13 protein-coding genes and 1 pseudogene are annotated in these 21102 nt (G+C 72.4%); all 14 read right to left on the reverse strand.

Going from position 1 to position 21102, the window contains the following annotated elements; all coding sequences use genetic code 11:
• Positions 1-4: 4 nt before the first annotated feature.
• The gene (locus P3T35_RS36870; protein WP_101382313.1) at positions 5-1858 is read right to left on the reverse strand and encodes an acetolactate synthase large subunit; all 1854 of its coding nucleotides are present in this window, start codon (positions 1856-1858) and stop codon (positions 5-7) included.
• 260 nt (positions 1859-2118) lie between these two features.
• Positions 2119-5100 carry an EAL domain-containing protein gene (locus P3T35_RS36875; RefSeq protein ID WP_348533453.1) on the reverse strand — a complete coding sequence of 994 codons (2982 nt, stop codon included), beginning with the start codon at positions 5098-5100 and terminating at the stop codon, positions 2119-2121.
• A 186-nt stretch (positions 5101-5286) separates the two neighbouring features.
• Complete coding sequence (locus P3T35_RS36880; RefSeq protein WP_280709367.1) at positions 5287-8352, reverse strand: helix-turn-helix transcriptional regulator; 3066 nt, start codon at positions 8350-8352, stop codon at positions 5287-5289.
• Positions 8353-8522: 170 nt separating this feature from the next.
• The gene (locus tag P3T35_RS36885; protein WP_101382311.1) at positions 8523-8702 is read right to left on the reverse strand and encodes a hypothetical protein; all 180 of its coding nucleotides are present in this window, start codon (positions 8700-8702) and stop codon (positions 8523-8525) included.
• 184 nt (positions 8703-8886) lie between these two features.
• The gene (gatB, locus tag P3T35_RS36890; protein ID WP_180356894.1) at positions 8887-10383 is read right to left on the reverse strand and encodes an Asp-tRNA(Asn)/Glu-tRNA(Gln) amidotransferase subunit GatB; all 1497 of its coding nucleotides are present in this window, start codon (positions 10381-10383) and stop codon (positions 8887-8889) included.
• A 5-nt stretch (positions 10384-10388) separates the two neighbouring features.
• Positions 10389-10979, reverse strand: coding sequence for a DUF4276 family protein (locus P3T35_RS36895; protein ID WP_101382309.1), 591 nt, complete (start codon positions 10977-10979; stop codon positions 10389-10391).
• Positions 10976-12157, reverse strand: coding sequence for an ATP-binding protein (locus P3T35_RS36900; RefSeq protein ID WP_101382308.1), 1182 nt, complete (start codon positions 12155-12157; stop codon positions 10976-10978). The genes P3T35_RS36895 and P3T35_RS36900 overlap by 4 nt, the downstream gene beginning before the upstream one ends.
• Positions 12158-12241: 84 nt before the next feature.
• Positions 12242-12481, reverse strand: a complete 240-nt coding sequence (locus P3T35_RS36905; protein ID WP_101382307.1) for a hypothetical protein — start codon at positions 12479-12481, stop codon at positions 12242-12244.
• A complete protein-coding gene (gene gatA, locus P3T35_RS36910) occupies positions 12478-13971 on the reverse strand; it encodes an Asp-tRNA(Asn)/Glu-tRNA(Gln) amidotransferase subunit GatA (RefSeq protein ID WP_101382306.1) in 1494 nt (497 codons plus the stop codon). The genes P3T35_RS36905 and gatA overlap by 4 nt, the downstream gene beginning before the upstream one ends.
• Before the next feature lie 6 nt (positions 13972-13977).
• Positions 13978-14274 carry an Asp-tRNA(Asn)/Glu-tRNA(Gln) amidotransferase subunit GatC gene (gene gatC, locus P3T35_RS36915; RefSeq protein WP_101382305.1) on the reverse strand — a complete coding sequence of 99 codons (297 nt, stop codon included), beginning with the start codon at positions 14272-14274 and terminating at the stop codon, positions 13978-13980.
• A gap of 160 nt (positions 14275-14434) precedes the next feature.
• A pseudogene (locus P3T35_RS36920) lies at positions 14435-16195 on the reverse strand (bifunctional diguanylate cyclase/phosphodiesterase); the annotation flags it as partial.
• 475 nt (positions 16196-16670) lie between these two features.
• Complete coding sequence (gene ligA, locus P3T35_RS36925) at positions 16671-18962, reverse strand: NAD-dependent DNA ligase LigA (protein ID WP_101382304.1); 2292 nt, start codon at positions 18960-18962, stop codon at positions 16671-16673.
• A 17-nt stretch (positions 18963-18979) separates the two neighbouring features.
• Positions 18980-19933, reverse strand: coding sequence for a methionine synthase (locus P3T35_RS36930; RefSeq protein WP_280709370.1), 954 nt, complete (start codon positions 19931-19933; stop codon positions 18980-18982).
• 67 nt (positions 19934-20000) lie between these two features.
• Positions 20001-20939 (reverse strand): hypothetical protein, encoded by a 939-nt coding sequence (locus P3T35_RS36935; protein WP_101382302.1) that lies wholly within the window; start codon positions 20937-20939, stop codon positions 20001-20003.
• Positions 20940-21102 lie beyond the last annotated feature (163 nt).

Raw genomic sequence — 21102 nt, forward strand, 5'->3', positions numbered from 1 at the left:
GGCGTCAGTCGAGGTCGTCGCCGAAGTCGGGGCGCACCCCGCGGGCGAACTGGATCTCGTCGTTGCTGGTGCCGGCGGCGACCATCGGCCAGACCATGGCGTCCTGGTGGACGATGAAGTCGATCACCACCGGGCGGTCCTTGATCTCCATCGCCTGCTTGATCACCGCGTCCAGCTCCTCGGGGCGCTCGCAGCGCAGGCCGACGCAGCCCATCGCCTCGGAGAGCAGCACGAAGTCGGGGATCCGGGTGCCCTGCGGCGGCGGGGCGACGCCGTCGTGGTCAGGACCGGCGTGCAGCACGGTGTTGGAGTACCGCTGGTTGTAGAAGAGGGTCTGCCACTGGCGGACCATGCCCAGCGAGCCGTTGTTGATGACCGCGACCTTGATCGGGATGTTGTTGAGCGCGCAGGTGACCAGCTCCTGGTTGGTCATCTGGAAGCACCCGTCGCCGTCGATCGCCCAGACCTCGGTGTCCGGTCGGCCCGCCTTGGCGCCCATCGCGGCCGGCACCGCGTAGCCCATGGTCCCGGCGCCGCCCGAGTTGAGCCAGGTGGCCGGCTTCTCGTAGCTGATGAACTGCGAGGCCCACATCTGGTGCTGGCCCACGCCGGCCGCGTAGATCGCGTCCGAGCCGACCAGCTGCCCGATCCGCTCGATCACCTGCTGCGGCGACAACTCCCCTGCCGGGGCCGGGTCGTAGCCCAGCGGGTAGGTCTTCTTCCACTCGTTGAGCTTGGCCCACCAGTCGCCGTAGTCGCCCTGGTGGCCGGCCTCGTGCTCGGCCTGGACGGCGACGATCAGGTCGGCCAGCACCTCGCGGGCGTCGCCGACGATCGGCACGTCGGCCGGGCGGTTCTTGCCGATCTCGGCCGGGTCGATGTCCGCGTGCACCACCTTGGCGCCCGGGGCGAAGGAGTCCAGCCGGCCGGTGACCCGGTCGTCGAAGCGGGCGCCGAGGGTGAACAGCAGGTCGGACTTCTGCAGCGCGGTGACCGCCGGGACGCTGCCGTGCATGCCGGGCATGCCCAGGTGCTGCGGGTGGCTGTCCGGGAACGCGCCCAGCGCCATCAGGGTGGTGACCACCGGCGCGCCGGTCAGCTCGGCCAGGATCCGCAGCTCCGCGGTGGCCTGCGCCTTGAGCACGCCGCCGCCCACGTAGAGGACCGGGCGCTTGGCGTTGACCAGCAGCCGGGCGGCCTCCCGGATCTGCTTGGCGTGCGGCTTGGTGACCGGGCGGTAGCCGGGCAGCGCCATCTCGACCGGCCAGCGGAAGGTGGTGGTGGCCTGCAGCGCGTCCTTGGCGATGTCGACCAGCACCGGGCCGGGGCGGCCGGTGGCGGCGATGTGGAAGGCCTCCGCGATCACCTGCGGGATCTCGGCGGGGTCGGTGACCAGGAAGTTGTGCTTGGTGATCGGCATGGTGATGCCGCAGATGTCGGCCTCCTGGAAGGCGTCGGTGCCGATCGACGCCGAGGAGACCTGGCCGGTGATCGCCACGATCGGCACCGAGTCCATGTAGGCGTCGGCGATCGGGGTGACCAGGTTGGTGGCGCCCGGGCCCGAGGTGGCCATGCAGACGCCGACCTTGCCGGTGGCCTGCGCATAACCGGTGGCCGCGTGGCCGGCGCCCTGCTCGTGGCGGACCAGGATGTGGCGGACCTTCGCCGAGTCCATCAGCGGGTCGTAGGCCGGCAGGATGGCGCCGCCCGGGATGCCGAAGATGGTGTCCGCGCCCACGGCTTCGAGGGAGCGGATGAGCGACTGCGCGCCGGTCATCGTCTCGACGACCGCGGGGGTGCCTTGGGAGGGGGCGGCCGGGTGGTCCCCGCGGCGGGGGGATGCCGTGTGCTCGGTCATCTGCCTGTCTTCCTTCGCCGGTTCGGCTGTCCGCTTCATCCCATTTTCGGATGGAACGAGCGGGAGGGGCAACGGTGTGTCACGCGGTGTTCATCGGTGCGACAGCAACAAAAAACCCCTCGTGCCCAAGGGCATGCGAGGGGTGGCGCGTCGGTCTGTGTCGAGTGGGGCGATCTGTGGCCCGCTCAGCCGACGCGCCCGCCAAGTACGAGAATTCGGGTGCGCATGGCACCGACCTTCCTCCCGACCGGCATCCAGTGTCAAGCAGGCGGGATGGCAGTCTCACCATGCGGACCAACGATGGACGGCCGGCCGTCCGCCGCCGAGAGGTAGGCATGCCGGGCCGAGACCGCTCCCACCGGTCTGGGCAGCGGATACAGCCTACGCACCAGGGCCCGCCGCAGCCGGAACTCGTCCAGCGGCTGGGCGAACGCCAGCCCCTGGCCCTGCCGGCAGCCCAGCTCCTGAAGCACCGTCACCTGACGCGGCTGGTCCACCCCCTCGGCGGCGGTGACCAGGCCGAGCTCCCGGCCCAGCCGCAGCGCATGGCCGGCCAGCGCCCGGCTGCGCGGCGACTCGGCCACCTCCTGCACCACCGAGCGGTCCAGCTTCACCCCGTCGAACGGCAGCTTGGCGAGCGAGCCCAGCGAGCCGCTGCCGGTGCCGAACCCGGCCAGCGCCGTGCCCACTCCGAGCCGGCGCAGCGCGGCCAGCCGGCGGCCCAGCTCGTCCGCCGTGCCGTCCGGGCAGAGCCGGGCCAGCTCGATCACCAGCCGCCCGCACGGCAGCCCGCTGTCCCGCAGCGCCCCGGCGATGGTCTCGTACACCCCGGGCGCGCAGAGCCGCTCGGCGCTCAGCCGCACCGCGACCGGCACCGCGCCGGAGCCCGGCCGGCTGCCCGGCCCGCCGTCGTCCGCCCCGCGCAGCGCGGCCTGGGCGATCGCCTGCTCCAGCAGCCAGCGGGCGAACCGGGTGGCCGCGTCGCCCTGCTCGGCGCCGCGCAGGAACTCCGCCGGGGTGAGCAGCAGGCCCTGCGCCGAGCGCCACCGGGCCAGCGCCTCCAGCCCGGTGACCGCGCCGGTGCGCAGGTCCACCACCGGCTGGTGGTAGAGCGCGAAGCCGCCCTCCCGGACCGCGGCCCGCAGCCGGGTGTCCAGCTCCTTGCGCCGGTCCAGGTCGGCCCGCATGCCGGGGCTGTAGAGCACCACCCGGCCCTTGCCCTCCGACTTGGCCCGGTACATCGCCAGGTCGGCGTCGCGCATCAGCTCGTCGGCCAGCACAGCCGGGTCGGCCGGCGCCGCGTCCGGCTCGGCCCACTGCGGCTCGAAGGCGATCCCGATGCTGGCGGCCACGCCCAGTTCGGCGCCGCCGATCCAGTACGGCTCGGAGAGCGCGTGCCGCAGCCGCTCGGCCAGCTCCTGGACCCGCAGCCGGCCCAGCTGCCCGGCGACCAGCACCGCGAACTCGTCGCCGCCGAACCGGGCGACCGTGTCGCCGACGCGCACGGTGGCCTGCAGCCGCCGGGCCGCCTGCACCAGCAGTTGGTCGCCGGCCTGGTGCCCGGCGGTGTCGTTGACCGCCTTGAAGCCGTCCAGGTCGATGAAGAGCACGGCCACCGCGGCATCCCGGTACGGGTGTTCGCGGGCACCCTCGCCGTGCGGATCGCCACCGCCCTGGCCGCCGCCGAGCGCGGCCCGCAGCCGCTCGGCGAAGAGCGCCCGGTTGGGCAGGTCGGTGAGCGGGTCGTGGAACGCGTTGTGCTGCAACTGGGCCTGCAGCCGCACCCGTTCGGTGACGTCCCGGCTGTTCAGGATCAGCCCGTCGCGGTACCGGTTGACGGTGGACTCGACGTGCAGCCACTCGCCGCCGCCGGCCCGGATCCGGCACTCCACCCGGGCGCTGGGCTCGCCCGGGCGGGCCGCGGCCGGCGCCGGCGGGTGGCCCTCCGGGCGCCTGGCCAGCAGCTGGCTGCGGGCCAGGAACCGGCGCACCTCGCCGACCACCCGCTCGGCGTCCTGCGGGTGCACCAGGTCCAGCAGCCGGCCGCCGATCAGCTCCTCGGGATCCCGGCTGTAGACGCCGAGCGCGGCCGGCGACACGTAGGAGAGCACCCCGTCAGCCCCGATGATCATGATGACGTCGCTGGAGCCCTGCACCAGGGAGCGGAAGTGCGCCTCCTTCTGGGCGAGTTCCTGAGCCAGCGACAGATTGTCCAGCAGCATGATGCCCTGGCGGACGATCAGCGCCAGGCCGACCGTGCAGGCGACCACGATCACCACCCGGTCCATCGGACGACCTCCGAGGGCGTTGTAGAGGATGCCGGCGCAGCAGACCGAGGCCGCGGCGTACGGGGTCAGCGCGCTGAAGGTGGAGGCCACCCGGCGGCGCGGCAGGCCGCCGCCCGCGGGATGCAGCCGGCGCGGGCTGGGGCGCCGCCAGCGGGACGTCCAGGGCGCGTAGGCCAGGATCAGGGAGCCGGTGAACCAGCCGGCGTCCAGGATCTCCCCCGAGTGGTAGCTGTCGCGCAGCGCCGGCGAGCTGTAGAGCGCGTCGCACACCACGGTGACCGCCAGCCCCAGCATCGCGTTGTGCACCGCGGCCCGGTTGCCCTCCCGGCAGCGGAACCGCATCCCGACCACCAGCGAGACCATCATGATGTCCAGCACCGGGTAGGCCAGGCCGAGCGCCAGCCGCAGCGGGTTGTCCACCTCGCCCTCAGCGGTGTGGCCCAGCGCCAGGCTCCAGCTGAGCGTGAACAGCGAGCCGGCCACCATCCAGCCGTCCAGCAGCAGGCAGAGCCAGGCGGCCGCGCCGCGCGGGCGCTGGGCCAGCACCAGCAGGCCCAGCACGGCCAGCGGCGCGAACGGCAGGAAGGCGTAGTCGGCGATCGAGTCCTGCGGCAGCGGGGTGCGCAGCACCACCTCGTACCAGCCCCAGGTGCCGTTGCCGACCGCCAGGGTGGCCGAGGAGAGGCCGAACAGCAGCCAGGCCCCGCGGGTCTGCCCGGGCACCGTGCAGCCGCGCATCAGGCAGGAGACGGCGGCCGCCAGCGCGGCGCCGGCCAGCCCGAAGTCGCCCATGAAGAGCGCCAGCGGATGCGAGCCCCAGCCGAAGGCGGCGCCCAGCGCATACCCGAGGCAGAGCACCCCGAGCAGCAGGGCCAGGCGACGGCCGACCAGTAGGGGCAGGCGGGTGGCGTCCGCCTGCGGCGCGGTCGACACACCGTCAGACCTGGGGCTCACCCGGCACCTCCCCCTCTGTTCCCAGCCGGGACCCTACACCACTCTGGTCACTCAATGACACATACACTCAACTTAGAGTAATGGTCCGAGAGTAGGGATATGCACCCGCTTCCACCAGATCGGCCCGGTTGGGAGTAGCGCACACGCGGGAGCACGCGCGGGGGGACACGTGCGTCCATGCGCCGCCTACGCGCCGGACCCGACCGGCTGCAACGGCTCGGCGGCCGGGAAGAGCCGCAGCCGGTGGGCCAGCGCCGCGGCCTCGCCCCGGCCGGAAACCTCCAGCTTGGCAAGGATGTTGGAGACGTGGACGCTGGCCGTCTTGGGCGAGATGAAAAGCTCCTCGGCGATCTGGCGATTGGTGCGGCCCTGCGTCAACAGGCGCAGCACATCGGTCTCCCGAGGCGTGAGATGGAACGCGGCAGCACCATCGGGCTCACTCTGCTCGGCGCGCGCCCCCATGGGCGCCCCCACGGGCGCTTGGGGCCTGGTGCGCGCCACCCCGACCCGGTCGATCAGGCGGTCGATCTCCCGGCCCAGCCAGGCATCGCCCAGCCGGTCAGCCAACTCGGCGGCCTCGCGCAGCAGTTCCCCGGCCTGCTCGCGCTGCCCGGCCGCCGCCAGGGCTCCGCCGGCCCCCAGCAGCGCGTGCACCAGCGGATAGGGCAGGCCGGTGGCCCGCAGCGGCTCGATCGCGGCGTGCCAGTGCGACGGGGTGTCGGTGCCGGCGGCCCGGGCCAACTCGGCCTCGGCCAGCCGCACCCAGCCGTGGTGCAGCGGAACCACCGGGCGCTGCGCGGCCAGCCGCTCGGCGATCCGGGCCAGCACCGCCGAGCGGTCCTGGTCCGCCGAGGGCAGCCCGCGCGAGTCGGCCTCCACCGCGGCGGCCCGGGCCAGCAGCGGCAGCAGCCGGCTGTCCTTCGGGTCGGACGGGTCGTCCAGGGCCTCCAGCAGCGCCGCCCTGGCCCGCAGCGGCCGCCCGGACCGGCCGGCCAGGTCCACCGCCAGCCGGGCGGCCGGCACCTCGTGCTGCGACTGGTCCTGCTCCACCGCGGCCGCGGCCCGCGCCAGATGCCGCTCCACAGCCGCCAGGTCGCCGCGCAGCAGCGCGAGTTCGCCGCGCAGCCGGTGCAGGAAGGAGGCGTGGGCCTCAGCCCGGCCGGCGCCCTCCCACTCGGCCAGCACCTCGGCCGCCTCGGCCTGCCGGCCGACCAGCAGCAGGCACTCGGCCAGGTTGCCGGCCAGGATCGCACCGGTGTTGCGCAGCAGCCCGAGGTCGCCGGCCACCGCCAGCCCCTCACGGGCCAGTTGGACCCCTTCCTCGGCCCGGCCCAGGTGGCCGAGCATGCTGGCCAGGTTGTTCAGCCCCCGGGTGAGCAGATCCGGCACGGCGAGCCGGCGGGCGCCCTCGATCGCCTCGCGCAGGGTGGCGATGCCCCGCTCCGGGTCGCCGAGTTCGGTGTAGAGCGAGCCGAGGGTCATCTGGGCGTGCAGCTCGACGCTGGTCGCGCCGACCTCACGGGCGATCGCCACGGCCCGCTCGGCCAGCACCACATCGGCCTCGGCCGGGCGGTACAGCATCGTCTGGCCGACCGCCAGCGAGAAGACGTCGGCCTGCACGGCCGACGGCTCACGGCCCTCCACCAGGCGCAGCGCATGCGTCAACTCCTCGGCGTAGCCGCGCCGGTTGAGATGGCCCAGCATCCGGGCCCGGTTCATCCGGAACCAGGCGGCGCGCAGCGGATCCCTGGCCTCGTCCACCAGTTTGAGGGCGCGCTTGGCCAGGCTCACCCCGCGCTCCCGGTCGCCGGCCCGCCGGGCCGCGACCACCGCCTCGGCCAACACGTCGACCAGCCGCAGCTGTTGGCAGTCGTCGTCGTTGACCGGGCCCGGGTCGCAGGAACAGGGCGGGTAGGTCTCGGCCCAGTCGTGCGGGCGCAGCGTGGTCGCCAGCACCTCCTCGTCGACCTCGTCCCAGATCTCCAGGGCCCGCTCCAGCATCCGCAGTTGCTCGGCGAAGGCGTTGCGGCGACGGGCGGCGCGGGCCGCGTCCAGCGCGCTGGGCAGGGCGCGGGCCGGATCGTGCGCGTGGTACCAGTAGTTGGCCAGCCGGGCCGGGCGCTCGGCGCCGTGCACCAGGGTGGGTTCAGCGGCCAGCGCGGCGGCGAACCGGCGGTTGATCCTGGTCCGCTCACCGGGCAGCAGGTCGTCGGAGACGGCCTCGCGGACCAGCGCGTGCCGGAACCGGTAGCCCTCGCCGTCCTTGTCCGGCTGCAGGATGTTGGCGCCGACGGCGGTGCGCAGCGCGTCCAGCAGCTCGTCCTCGCTGCCGTCGAGCACGGCGGCGAGCAGTTCGTGCTCGATCCGCGAGCCGCCCTCGGCCGCGGTCCTGACCACCCGCTGGGTGGCCTCCGGCAGCGCCTCGACCCGCACCAGCAGGATCTCCCGCAGCGAGTCGCTGAGACCCACCGAGCAGCCGCCGGTGTAGGAGCAGGCCAACTCCTCGACGAAGAACGGGTTCCCCTCGGAGCGGTGGTGGATCCGCTCCACCAGCTGCCGGTCCGGGGTCTCGGTGCCGAGGATGCCGGCCAGCTGGGCGGCCACCTCCTGGTGGCCGAACCGGTCCAGCTCCAGTCGCTGGACGGTGCGTTGCCGCTCCAGCTCGACCAGGAACGGGCGCAGCGGGTGGCGGCGGTGCAGGTCGTCGCTGCGGTAGGTGGCGCAGATCAGCACCCGGGAGCTGTGCAGGGTGGCGATCAGGTAGCCGAGCAGCTCCCGGGTGGAGCGGTCCGACCAGTGCAGGTCCTCGATGGCCAGCACCAGGGTGTGCTCGGCGCCGAGCCGATCGAAGAGCCGGCCGATGTGCTCGAACAGCCGGGCCCGCCCGTACTCGTCGTTGGGCTCGGTGTCGGTCTCGCCGAACTCCGGCAGCACCCGGGAGAGGTGGCCCTCCATGCCCTCGGCGGCGCGGGCCAGCTCCGGGCCGAGCCGGCGGTGCAGCCGGCGCAGCGCGGTGACCAGCGGTGCGTAGGGCAGGCCCTCGGCGCCGACCTCCAGGCAGTTGCCGAGCATGGTGACGGTGCCGGCCGCCTCCGCCTGGGCGAGGAACTCCTCCAGCAGCCGGGTCTTTCCGACCCCTGCCTCGCCCCCGACCAGCAGCGCCTGCGGCTGGCCCTCCCCCGCCCGACGCAACGCCGCGCCCAGCGCAGCCAGTTCGCTGCCGCGACCGACGAAGACCGGGCTGACCGACATCTGCTCCACGGCGCTGAGCATGCCATATACGGCTGACGCCGGACTATGGGATATCGCCGACGGTGAAACGGGAGCGGGGAGAGCACCCTGGGTGCTCTCCCCGCTCCTGCTGTCGGCCGTGTCGATCGGCTCCGCTGCTCCCCTCGTGCCAGCGGTGCCGGGGCCGTCGGTCAGCACTCGGCAGCCGCGGTGGCGCGGGTGGTCCGGCGCAGGCCGGCCAGGCGGCCGAGCCGCAGGCCCCGGTCGGTGCGGTTGGCGCGGTTGGCGCGGCGGGCCTCGGTCACCAGGCGCTCGTGGGCGGCGGCGGCCTGCAGCTCGGCGGTGCGCTGGCGGAAGAGTTCGAACTCCATGACGTGGTCCCCTGTGGTCTCGTCGTCTCTGTCTCTGTTGACACTTAGAGACTCCTCCCCCAGGGGGGTGCGCCACATCGGCAGCATGCCCGATCTTGCGGGGCCTCAGATCCTTAGGAACGTCCGAAAAACGGTGCGGCCACCCCTAAGGCCTTAGGGGTGGCCGCACCGAACGCCGGATGCCTTAGGCAGCGCCGAGCTTCTCCAGGATCAGGTCCTTGACCTTGGCCGCGTCCGCCTGGCCGCGGGTGGCCTTCATGACCGCGCCGACCAGCGCGCCGACCGCCTGCACCTTGCCGCCGCGGATCTTCTCCGCGACGTCCGGGTTCTCGGCGATCACCTGGTCGACGGCCGCGCCCAGCGCGGAGTCGTCGGAGACCACGGCCAGGCCGCGGCCCGCGACGACCTCGTCCGGCTCGCCCTCACCGGCCAGCACGCCCTCGATCACCTGGCGGGCCAGCTTGTCGTTGAGCTTGCCCTCGGCGACCAGCGCGCACACCCGGGCCACCTGGGCCGGGGTGATCGGCTGCTCGGCGAGCTCGGTGCCGGTCTCGTTGGCCCGGCGGGCCAGCTCGCCCAGCCACCACTTGCGGGCCTGGTCGGCGGGGGCGCCGGCCGCGATGGTCTCCAGGATCGGCTCCACCGCACCGGCGTTGAGCACCGCCTGCATGTCCTTGTCGGACAGGCCCCACTCGGCCTGCAGCCGGGCCCGGCGCACCCGGGGCAGCTCCGGCAGCCCGGCGCGCAGCTCCTCGACCCACTCCCGGGACGGCGCCACCGGCACCAGGTCGGGCTCCGGGAAGTAGCGGTAGTCCTCGGCGTTGTCCTTGATCCGGCCGCTGGTGGTGCTGCCGTCGTCCTCGTGGAAGTGCCGGGTCTCCTGGATGATCTTCTCGCCCTGGCCCAGCACGGTGGCGTGCCGGCGGACCTCGAAGCGGGCGGCCCGCTCGACACTGCGCAGCGAGTTGACGTTCTTGGTCTCCGAGCGGGTGCCGAAGGTCTCGGTGCCGTTCGGGCGCAGCGACAGGTTGACGTCGCAGCGCATCTGCCCCTTGTCCATCCGGGCCTCGGAGACGCCCAGCGCGCGGATCAGCTCACGCAGCTCGGCGACGTAGGCGCGGGCCACCTCGGGCGCCCGCTCGCCGGCGCCCTCGATCGGCTTGGTGACGATCTCGATCAGCGGAATGCCGGCACGGTTGTAGTCGAGCAGCGAGTGGGTGGCGCCGTGGATCCGGCCGGTGGCCCCGCCGACGTGGCTGGACTTGCCGGTGTCCTCCTCCATGTGGGCGCGCTCGATCTCCACCCGGAACGTCGAGCCGTCCTCCAGCTGCACGTCGAGGTAGCCGTTGAAGGCGATCGGCTCGTCGTACTGCGAGGTCTGGAAGTTCTTCGGCATGTCCGGGTAGAAGTAGTTCTTCCGGGCGAACCGGCACCACTCGGCGATCTCGCAGTTCAGCGCCAGCCCGATCCGGATCGCCGACTCCACGCCGACCGCGTTGACCACCGGCAGCGAGCCGGGCAGCCCCAGGCAGGTCGGGCAGACCTGGCTGTTCGGCTCGGCACCCAGCTCGGTCGAGCAGCCGCAGAACATCTTGGTCTTGGTGCCCAGCTCGACGTGGACCTCCAGGCCCATCACCGGGTCGTACGACGCGAGAGCGTCCTCGTAGGAGACCAGGTTCATGACGCTCACAGGAAGTGCAACTCCTTCAGTACGGTGGTGAGCTCCTCGCACCACGCGCGGTAGGCGGGTAGAGCCCTGAGACGAACCAGGTCGATCTCGTTGCTAAGTTTCTCAGAGAGGAATCTGGAGTCGTAACCAGGAAGAATACGGCTCAACAGGTCCTTGGGGTCGGCGACCTTCTCCACCTGGGCGGGTGAAGCGGGGATGAGGTCGGCCACCGCGCCGGGCACCGTCCTGAGCAGCGCGCCGTCTGCAAGCAACCACGCCTCCGTCTCCCGCACCGGCACGATACCGACCATCCGCCGGTCCTGGGGCAACACGGTCAGCGACGCCGCTTTGTCGATCTTGCCCCGTTCCCGGTGGTCGTTGTGCAGGAAGACGACATGGCAGTCGGCGGTCAGGTCATCGACCGCTGCGGCCACTTGCTCGGGCCCCTTGGTGGACCAGCAGTCCCCCCGGAGCACGAACTCCTGCACATCGAACGGCACCCTGGCCGTCGCGCCCAGTGCGAGCAGCTGGCGGACGATGACCCGCCCGAGGAACACCTCGTCGTCCGGCCCCTCGGCGATCAACCCGGGCACCAGGTAACGGGTCATCCGGAATCCGCCACGGCACTCTCCAGGTACCGCCGGGCTTCACGCATCGGCACGTAGGTCCCGGGTTCGCCGGAGTCGGCGAACCGACGGGCGCGGGTGTGGCGAACCGGTCGGGCCGCACCACCCACACGTGTCACGGCGTCAATAAAGACCGCGTCGCCCCGGTGATCCGGCAGCAGTGCGGACAGCAGGACTGGCGAGTGGGTGGTGAGCAGGACCTGCCGCCTCGTCGATATCCCGGTGGTGGCACGCAGCCGGCGCACCAGCTCGCGAAGTTGCCCGGGGTGAAGGCCGTTCTCCAGCTCCTCGATCATCAGCGTGCCGGGGCTCTGCGTGTCATGGGCCGCAGTCAGCACCGCGAGGACCCGCAGCGTGCCGTCAGAGGCCAGCCGGATCGGCACCTTCGCCGACGCTTCGTAGCTGAGGTCGAGATCCCAGACACCGCGATGCGGGTCCGGAGTCGGGACCAGGCCGGTGAGTCCGGGCAGGACAGCGGCAGCGTCGGCCAGCAGACTGAACGATGCCTGCTCTCCCGGTGAACCGGCTTCGGGATGCAGCATCCGGCCGACCACGGCGGACAGGTTGCCGCCCCAGGACTGGATGTTGTCCGTGGCATAGAGGTCCGCGGGCTTGCGCATCATCTCCGGCGTGGGCGCAAGAACATTCCAGCCCTGGAACTCACTGAAGAAGTCACCCACCCGGATGTTCTTCGACGCGGCGAGCTGGTCGAGAGATCCCGGCGCAAGCACCGTCCGACGGATCTCGCCCAGTTCCTGTTCGGTCAGCGCCCAGCCCTGTGGTTCTGCCGAGATCGAGGCCAACCGCACGACGGTCTCCGGCATACCGGGTGCCTCACGAAGCTCGGACTCGATAACAGCCTCCACATGCTGGAGGCCGTAGCCCTGGAGCGAGATGAGGAACCGTACGGCGATGCGCATCCGGCGAGCAGTCACGCCATCGGGTCCGGTGTGGAACTGATCGATCAGCTGACCGCGCCGCCCACCCCGAAGCCAACTTCGGCCGTCTCGGTCCGTGATCAGACCTTTTGCGAGATCGATCGCCTCGAACAGATTGGACTTCCCTGACCCGTTCGGCCCAGCGAGAACCGTGAACGGGGTGAGGTCAAGCGAGAACCCGAGGAACGACTTGAAGCCGTCGATCTCAATCCGCGTAATCATCGCATCGTCCTCCTTCCCGTCCGAGTCTGTGCGGGCCGAGTCGGCCAGTACGCCGGGTACTGGCCGACTCGATCACTCTTGACCTCAGTCCGCGAGGACGTCGTCGCTGCCGAGCCGGCGCAGCTCGCGGACCAGCAGGGCGGTGCCGGTGGCCAGGGCCAGGGCCCCCACCAGGGCATTGGCCAGCAGCAGGCGGTCCTGCTCGGAGCGGGCCTTCTTGACGTCCTTGATGATGCTCAGGGCGCCGAATGCGCTGGTGCCGATGGACAGCAGCAGGCCGGGCTTCGAATGCTTGAAGCCTTTGGCCTTCTCGATCTTGCTCACAGTGCCGGTGCCTCCTCCAGCAGGGTGTGCCCCCACTTGTCGTCGAGTGCGGCCTCCACGGCGCCGCCCACCCGGTACAGGCGGTCGTCCGCCATCGCGGGAGCGATGATCTGCAGGCCGACCGGGAGATTGTCCTCCGGCGCCAGCCCGCAGGGCAGCGACATGGCCGCGTTGCCCGCCAGGTTGGACGGGATGGTGCACAGGTCGGCCAGGTACATCGCCATCGGGTCGTCGGCGCGCTCGCCGATCGGGAAGGCGGTGGTCGGGGTGGTCGGCGAGACCAGCACGTCGACCCCGGCGAACGCGGCGTCGAAGTCGCGCGAGATCAGGGTGCGGACCTTCTGCGCCGAGCCGTAGTAGGCGTCGTAGTAGCCCGAGGAGAGGGCGTAGGTGCCCAGGATGATCCGGCGCTTGACCTCGGCGCCGAAGCCGGCCTCGCGGGTCAGCGCGGTGACCTCCTCGGCCGAGCGGGAGCCGTCGTCGCCGACCCGCAGGCCGTAGCGCATCGCGTCGAAGCGCGCCAGGTTGGAGGAGGCCTCGCTGGGGGCGATCAGGTAGTAGGCGGGCAGCGCCAGGGTGAAGGACGGGCAGGACACCTCGACAACCTCGGCGCCCAGCTCGCGCAGCAGCTCCACGGACTCGTTGAACCGCTGCATCACGCCGGCCTGGTAGCCCTCGCCGGCGAACTCCTTGACCACGCCGATCCGCATGCCGCGGATGTCGCGCATCTTGGCGGCCTCGACCACGGCCGGGACCGGCGCGTTGATCGAGGTGGAGTCCAGCGGGTCGTGGCCGGCGATCGCCTCGTGCAGCAGCGCCGCGTCCAGCACGGTGCGGGCGCACGGGCCGCCCTGGTCCAGCGAGGACGAGAAGGCGACCAGGCCGTAGCGGGAGACCGAGCCGTAGGTGGGCTTGACGCCGACCGTGCCGGTGACCGCGCCGGGCTGGCGGATCGAGCCGCCGGTGTCGGTGCCGATCGCCAGCGGGGCCTCGAAGGCGGCCAGCGCGGCCGCCGAGCCGCCGCCGGAGCCGCCGGGGATCCGGGACAGGTCCCAGGGGTTGCCGGTCGGGCCGTAGGCCGAGTTCTCGGTGGAGGAGCCCATCGCGAACTCGTCCATGTTGGTCTTGCCCAGGATCACCACGTCCGCGTCCTTCAGACGGGTCGTCAGGGTGGCGTCGTAGGGCGGGATCCAGCCTTCGAGGATCTTCGAGCCGCAGGTGGTCGGCACGCCCTTGGTGGTGAAGACGTCCTTGAGGGCCAGCGGCACACCGGCCAGCGGGCCGAGCTCGGTGCCGGCGGCGCGCTTGGCGTCCACCGCGCGGGCGGCGGCCAGCGCGCCCTCGGTGTCGACGTGCAGGAAGGCGTTGACCTTCTTGTCGACGGCGTCGATCCGGTCCAGGTGGGCCTGGGTCACCTCGACGGCGCTGACCCGGCCGGCCTTGATCGCCGCGGCGGTGTCCGCCGCTGTGAGCTTGATGAGGTCGGTCATGGCTGGTCAGTCCTCCCCGAGGATCTGCGGGACCCGGAAGCGCTGCTCCTCGGCGGCGGGGGCGCCGGAGAGCGCCTGCTCGGGGCTGAGCGACGGCCGCACCTCGTCGGCGCGCAGCACATTGGTCAGCGGCAGCGGGTGGGAGGTCGGCGGGACGTCCTGTCCGGCGACCTCGGAAACGCGGGCGACCGCGCCGATGATCACGTCCAGCTGCTCGGCGAGGTGGTCCAGCTCCTCGGCCTGCAACTCCAGACGCGACAGCCGGGCGAGGTGGGCGACCTCCTCGCGCGTGATGCCAGGCATGCAGCGATCCTCAGGGTGAGTTCGGGCGAGGACGGCAACGGCATCACCGCACGCGATCACCGCACGCGGGAGCGACCCGTCCTCCTTGTCTTTACCGACCATCCTAGGGGGCACGGCGCGTGACCGTTGTTACTGAGGGGTTGCCGGCGTCCGGCCGGGGCTACTGAGGGGCCGTCGGAGCCTGGCTCGGCGGGGCCAGCGGCTGGCGCGGCACCCCCGGGCGGGACAGCTCGGCCATCCCGGTCCAGCGCCGCAGCCCGGGCACCCGCTCGGCCGGCGGCGGGCCGGTGCGGTGCACCTTGAGCCAGGCGGTGGCCTGGTCGGCGGGCAGCGCGGCGGAGACCAGCCAGCCCTGGACGGCGTCCACCCCGAGGCTGTGCAGCCGCTCCCAGGTGGCGTCGTCCTCCACGCCCTCGGCCACCACGGTCAGCCCCAGCGAGTGGGCCAGCTCCACCGAGCAGCGCACCACCGCGGCGTCGTGGTGGTCGGCGACCATCCGGGAGACGAAGGACCGGTCGATCTTCAGCTCGCCCACCGGCAGGCTGCGCAGCCGCACCAGCGAGGAGTGGCCGGTGCCGAAGTCGTCCAGCGACATCCCGACGCCCTGCCGGCGCAGCTGGGCCAGGGTGTCGGCGGCCAGCCGGGAGTCGTCGAGCAGCAGCCGCTCGGTGATCTCCAGCTGGAGCGCGTGGGCCGGCACCTGGTGGCGGCCCAGATGCTCGGCCACCCGCTGTGCGAAGCCGGGGCTGAGCACGTCCCGCGGCGAGACGTTGACGGCGACCTGCACCTGGAGGTCATGGGCCCGCCAGGCGGCCAGCTGGCCGATCGCGGCCTCCAGCACGTAGTCGGTCAGCCGGGGCATCAGGCCGCTGGACTCGGCCAGGCCCACGAACTCGTCCGGCGAGACCCGGCCGCGCCCGGGCCGCTCCCAGCGCAGCAGCGCCTCCAGACCCACCACCCGGCCGTCGAAGGCCACCTTGGGCTGGTAGTGCAGCTGCACCTCGCCGGTCTCCAGGGCCCGGCGCAGATCGCCGAGCAGGCCGATCCGGTACGGGGTGTCGACGTCCTGGGACTTGTCGTACCGGGCGACGCCGGTGCGGGAGCGCTGGGCGTGGCCCATCGCCACGTCGGCCCGGCGCAGCAACGATTCTGCGTCGTCGGCGTGCTGCGGGTACACGCAGACGCCGGCGCTGGCCTCCAGCACCAGCAGCAGGCCGTCCAGCCGGATCGGGGCGGCCAGCTCGGCGATCAGCGCCTTGGCGAGGCGCTCCAGCAGGTCGGGGCGGCCGACGCCGGGCAGCAGCACCGCGAACTCGTCGCCGCCCATCCGGGCCACCACCGCGCGGCGGCCGTTCTCGGCCAGCGGCTCCAGGCCGGCCAGTAGCTCGCCGGTCTCCCGGCGGCGCTCGGCGGCCAGGGACGAGGCGGGCGGCGACGAGGCGGGCGGCGCCGTCAGCGGGGCCTGGCGTGGGGCGGGGATGGGCGAGGCCGCGGAGATGGTGGTGGCGGCGAAGGACGCGGGCTGCGGTGCCAAGCCGCCGACGGACCGCGGCGCCACCAGGGCGGCGGCGGCGCCGGCACAGGAGGAGGTGGGCGCGGCCGGCCGGCCGTCCGCGGCCCCGCCGCGCAGCACCCGGTGCAGCCGACGCCCGATGTGCACCAGTAGCCGGTCCCCGGCGGCGTGACCGAGCGTGTCGTTGAGCGATCGGAACCGATCGAGGTCGAGCAGGATCAGCCCGACCGAGTAGTCACCCTGGTCCTGGTGCTCGGCGATCGCCTCCTGGGCGGCGAGCAGCAGGGCATGCCGGTTGGGCAGGCCGGTGAGCGGATCGGTGAGCTGGTCCCGGGCCCGATCCCGGGCGATCCGCCAGGCGGCCACCAGCACGGCCAGCGGCACCGCGAACAACGGCAGCAGTTCGGGCTCGTGCCGGCAGACCAGCACGGCCAGGGGAATGAGCGGTGCGGCACCGGCCAGCAGCACGCCGAGCAGCAGGACGGCGCCTGCCACCCCCTGCGGCGGACGCGTCGGCGCACCGCCGGTCGTACGATCCATACGCCCTGTCCTCCGTCAGGCCCGCCCCCGGCCAGGCCGCATCGCGGCTGGAGCCGATCCGAAGAACGGTCGGCCTGGCACTTTCTGATCGAGTGCCAGTCGGTCTCAGCCTGGAAGCGCCCCTGTCGGCGCCGGCCACCCGCTGATCTCGCTGGCCGGTGCCCCCCACTCCTGCTGACACACTGTTGCGCTCCAGGGTAAGTCCGCCCCCATCGGGAGGGCGGACTTTCGGTCATCCGCGAGCACGTCAGCACGGAACCGGCGCCGCACAGTGACACGATGCCCTCTTTACGCGCCCAGCACCCAGGTGACGGGGCATCAGCACGATAACAAGAGGGACACGTCAGCCCTGGTCAGCCCCCTCGGTGGTTACCTCGACCGGCTCCTCCTCGCCGGTCGGCAGTCCGAGGTGCGCCCGCGCCGCGGCCGGCCCGGACTCCAGCAGCACCGCGAATCCGGCGTCATCCAGCACCGGCAGGCCGAGTTGGACCGCCTTGTCGTACTTCGACCCAGGGTTGTCGCCGACGACCACGAAGTCGGTCTTCTTCGACACCGACCCGGTCACCTTCGCGCCCCGGACCACCAGGGCCTCCTTGGCGCCGTCCCGGGTGTGCCCGGCCAGCGTGCCGGTGACCACCACGGTGAGCCCCTCCAGCGGGCGCTCGCCCTCCTCCTCGGGGGCCTCCTCGACGAACCGCACCCCCGCCTCACGCCACTTGCGCAGGATCTCCCGGTGCCAATCCTCCTGGTACCACTCGACGATGGCCTTGGCGATGATCGGCCCGACCCCCTCGACCGCGGCCAGCTCGTCCTCGCTCGCCGCGAAGATCCGGTCCAGGTCGCGGAACTCACGGGCGACCGCCTGGGCGGCCACCGGGCCGACATGACGGATCGACAGGCCGTTGAGGTAGCGCCAGAGCTGGCGCTCCTTGGCGCCGGCCAGGTTGTCCAGCAGCACCGTGGTGTTCTTCTTGGGCTGGCCCTTGAGGTTGGCGAAGAAGGCGACCTCGCGCTCCTCCCCCGTGGCGTCGTCCAGCTTGGGCATGCCGGTCTTCGGGTCGCGCACCAGCACCCGGATCGGCAGCAGCTGCTCCACGGTCAGACCGAAGATGTCCCCCTCGTTCTTGACAGGAGCGTCAGCAGGCTCCAGCGGCTGGGTGAGCGCGGTGGCCGCCACATAGCCCAGCCCCTCGATGTCCAGCGACTCGCGTCCGCCCAGGTAGGCGATCCGCTCGCGGATCTGGGCCGGGCAGAACTCCGCGTTGGGGCAGCGCAGATCGATGTCGCCCTCGGACATCGGGCGCAGCTCGCTGCCGCACTCGTGGCAGTGCGAGGGCATCACGAACTCCTGCTCGGTGCCGTCCCGCAAGTCCTCCACCGGGCCGAGGATCTCCGGGATCACGTCACCGGCCTTGCGCAGTACGACGGTGTCACCGAGCAGCACGCCCTTGGCCTTCACCACCTGCTGGTTGTGCAGGGTGGCGTACTGCACCATCGAGCCTGCCACCTTCACCGGCTCGGCCAGCACGGCGTACGGGGTGGCCCGGCCGGTGCGGCCGATGCCGACCTTGATCGAGGCCAGCTTGGCGGTGACCTCCTCCGGCGGGTACTTCCAGGCGATCGCCCAGCGCGGCGACTTGGAGGTGGAGCCGAGCCGGCCCTGCAGCGCGATCTCGTCCACCTTGACCACCACGCCGTCGATCTCGTGCTCGACGGAGTGGCGCTGCTCGCCGTACTGCTTGATGAACGCCCGCACCTCGTCCAGCGTGCCGACCACCTTGTTGTGCTTGGCGGTGGGCAACCCCCAGTCGCGCAGCAGCTGGTAGGCGTGCGACTGGCAGTCGATGACGAAGCCCTCGCGGGCACCGATGCCGTGCACCACCATGTGCAGCGGGCGGGAGGCGGTGACCAGCGGGTCCTTCTGGCGCAGCGAACCGGCGGCGGCGTTGCGGGGGTTGGCGAACAGCTTGAGCAGCGCCTGCGGGCGCTTGCCCTCCTTGGCCCGCTCCTCGTTCTCCGCCTTGCGGCGCTCGTTCTCGGCGGCGAACGAGGCGTTCAGCTCCTCGAAGGCCTCGGTGGGCAGGTAGACCTCGCCGCGGATCTCCACCAGGGCGGGCAGGTCGTCGCCCTTGAGCTGGTGCGGGATCTCCTTGATGGTGCGGATGTTGGCGGTGATGTCCTCGCCGACCCGGCCGGTGCCGCGGGTGGCGGCCAGGGTGAGCCGCCCGTGCTCGTAGGTGAGGTTGACGGCCAGGCCGTCCACCTTGAGCTCGCACAGGTAGTGGTAGTCGATGCCGTCCAGCTCGCGGGCCACCCGGTCCGCCCAGGCGGCCAGCTCCCCGTCGTCCATCGCGTTGTCCAGGCTGAGCAGCCGCTCGCGGTGCTCGACCTTGGTGAAGCCCTCGGCCGCGCCGCCGCCCACCTTCTGGGTCGGCGAATCCGGCGTGACCAGCGCCGGATGCTCGGCCTCCAGCGCCTCCAGCTCCCGCATCAGCGCGTCGAACTCGGCGTCGCTGACGATCGGAGCGTCCTGCTCGTAGTAGCGGACCCGGTGCTCCTCGATCTCGGTCGCCAGCTCCGCGTGCCGCCTGCGCACCTGCGCCGGGACGTCCTCCCAGCCCTCGACCGCCGCCACCTTGAGCCTCCTGTTCGCTACTCCGGGTTGTCCACCAGGCTCTGGGCGCCCCTCACGCTGAGTGACAACGCCTTGCGGGCGTAGGCCGGGCTCGCGCCGGCCAGGCCGCAGGTCGGTGTCACCAGCACGCGGCGGCCCAGCAGTTCCGGATCGAGCCCGAGCCTGCGCCACAACGTCCTGACACCCGTGACACTACCGGCCGGGTCGGACATATCTTCGTCGGTGGACGGCACCACACCGGCCAGGATCACCGTGCCCGCCTCGACCGCCTCGCCGATCACATCGTCCTCACGCTCCGTCAGCAGACCGAAGTCCAGTGACACGCCCGCGACCCCGGCCCGGCGCAGCAGCGGGATCGGCACCCCGGGGGCACAGGAATGGACGATGACCGGAGCATCGACGCTTCGGATCAGCTCCCGCAGCACCTCCTCGGCCAGTTGCCGGTCCACCGAGCGCAGCCGCTGGAAGCCGCTGGCCGTCTTCACCCGGCCGGCCAGCACGGCGGGCAGCGTGGGCTCGTCCAGCTGCAGCACCAACTGCGCACCGGGAACCCGCTTGCGGACGTCCGCGAGGTGGCGGCGCAGCCCCTCGGCCAGCGAGCCGGCGATGTCCCGGCAGGCGCCGGGGTCGGCGAGCGCCTTCTCGCCGTACTTGAGCTCGATGCTCGCGGCCAGCGTCCACGGCCCGACCGCCTGGAGCTTGAGCGCCCCCTGGTACCCCTGGGTGAACTCCTCCAGCGCGTCCAGGTCCTCGCCCAGCCACGAGTGCGCCCTTCGGGTGTCCCGGCCCGGTCGGTCGGCGAACCGCCAACCGCTCGGCTGCACCTCGGCGAACAGCTCCACCAGCAGGCCGGCCGAGCGCCCGATCATGTCGGCCCCGGGCCCGCGGGCCGGCAGCTCGGGCAGGAACGGAAGCTGTTCGAGCGCGCCGGTCGAGGTCTTCGCGGCCTCCCGGGCATCGGTACCCGGCATCGAGCCGATACCGGTGGCGGCGCCGAGCAGGTCGGGGAACGGGTACTCACTGGTCACGCCCGGAAGCCTACGGGAGCGCGGGACTTCCCAGCGGTCCGGCCAGCCGCAGCCGCTCCCGCCAGCCCAGGCGCGGCGGTTCGGGCTCCAGGGGCTGGGTGGCCGCATCGGTGCGGCAGCTCGCGCAGCGGTCCTCGCCCGCGATGACGCGGAACGGCCGCTCGCAGTCCGTGCAGACGGCCAGGTTCACCGGCAGATCGTCCAGCTCGTGGGCGGGCATCTTCTCCTGCAGCCGGTTGCGCATCAGCCCGGCGGCGCTCTTCACCGATACCGGTAGCCCCGAGGTCAGCGCGTGCCGCAGACCCGCCACGCTGACGCCCCTGGCCAGCCACTCGGCGGCTAGCGGGGCCAGGCGGGCCACGCCCCGGGAGCCGAGCACCAGGCGGGCGTCGACCAGGTGCAGCGACCGCAGCACCCGCTCCGCCAGCTCCAGGCGGCCGTCAGGATCCACTGGGGGCTCTGGGGGCTCTGGGGGCTCTGAGGGCTGCGGGACCGGGAGGGGGGAAGTCGTGTTGTCCCGCAGTGTTTCTCCCGTAGGGAGGGCGATGCCGGATGACGGGCTGACGGCCCGTTCGTCCTTCGGTTTTCCGGCACCCGGTCCGCCGCCGCCATCCCGCCGCACGGCGAAGAGCTCCTCCGCCTCCCCCGGCCGCAACGGCACGCTGGACACCAGCGACTCCGAGCGCAACTGCCCTGTCGCACTGCGGCACTTGCTGGTGTGCAGCAGCCCGGCCCTGGTGAGCTGCCGCCGCGCCCGGTCGGCGGTGATCCGGCCACCCGTCAACCCGGCGGCCAGCTCCGTCACCGTCGTCCTCTGGGCAGCCTCGTCGGAGAGCGCCAGTGCGCGAACCAGCAGCCGGAAGGCGGAATCTGACAGGTCGTCATCCCAGATGTGCGCGTTGGCGATCTGCGTGAAGGCGCGCGTGGGCGCGATAACATGCCTGAGCATCCCCGGTGGCTTCTTCCACTCGGCGGGTGAAGAGCCCGGCCGAGTGCTCGAACACCCGCCCGGGCTCGCCCCTTTCCGTTCAGGGGCGACCCGTTCCACCGCGCACGCTACACCGCCACGAGCACCGAAAACCACACTCCGCGATCGCGCAACCACCATACGC

This window comes from Kitasatospora sp. GP30, assembly GCF_029892145.1.
Classification (GTDB): Bacteria; Actinomycetota; Actinomycetes; order Streptomycetales; family Streptomycetaceae; genus Kitasatospora; species Kitasatospora acidiphila.

Excerpts from the sequence above, each read along its gene's own strand:
- P3T35_RS36870 (WP_101382313.1), bottom strand. The coding sequence starts at position 1,858 with ATGACCGAGCACACGGCATCCCCCCGCCGCGGGGACCACCCGGCCGCC.
- P3T35_RS36880 (WP_280709367.1), bottom strand. The coding sequence starts at position 8,352 with ATGTCGGTCAGCCCGGTCTTCGTCGGTCGCGGCAGCGAACTGGCTGCG.
- P3T35_RS36885 (WP_101382311.1), bottom strand. The coding sequence starts at position 8,702 with ATGGAGTTCGAACTCTTCCGCCAGCGCACCGCCGAGCTGCAGGCCGCC.
- gatB (WP_180356894.1), bottom strand. The coding sequence starts at position 10,383 with ATGAACCTGGTCTCCTACGAGGACGCTCTCGCGTCGTACGACCCGGTG.
- P3T35_RS36895 (WP_101382309.1), bottom strand. The coding sequence starts at position 10,979 with ATGACCCGTTACCTGGTGCCCGGGTTGATCGCCGAGGGGCCGGACGAC.
- P3T35_RS36900 (WP_101382308.1), bottom strand. The coding sequence starts at position 12,157 with ATGATTACGCGGATTGAGATCGACGGCTTCAAGTCGTTCCTCGGGTTC.
- gatA (WP_101382306.1), bottom strand. The coding sequence starts at position 13,971 with ATGACCGACCTCATCAAGCTCACAGCGGCGGACACCGCCGCGGCGATC.
- gatC (WP_101382305.1), bottom strand. The coding sequence starts at position 14,274 with ATGCCTGGCATCACGCGCGAGGAGGTCGCCCACCTCGCCCGGCTGTCG.
- P3T35_RS36930 (WP_280709370.1), bottom strand. The coding sequence starts at position 19,933 with ATGCCGGGTACCGATGCCCGGGAGGCCGCGAAGACCTCGACCGGCGCG.
- P3T35_RS36935 (WP_101382302.1), bottom strand. The coding sequence starts at position 20,939 with ATGCTCAGGCATGTTATCGCGCCCACGCGCGCCTTCACGCAGATCGCC.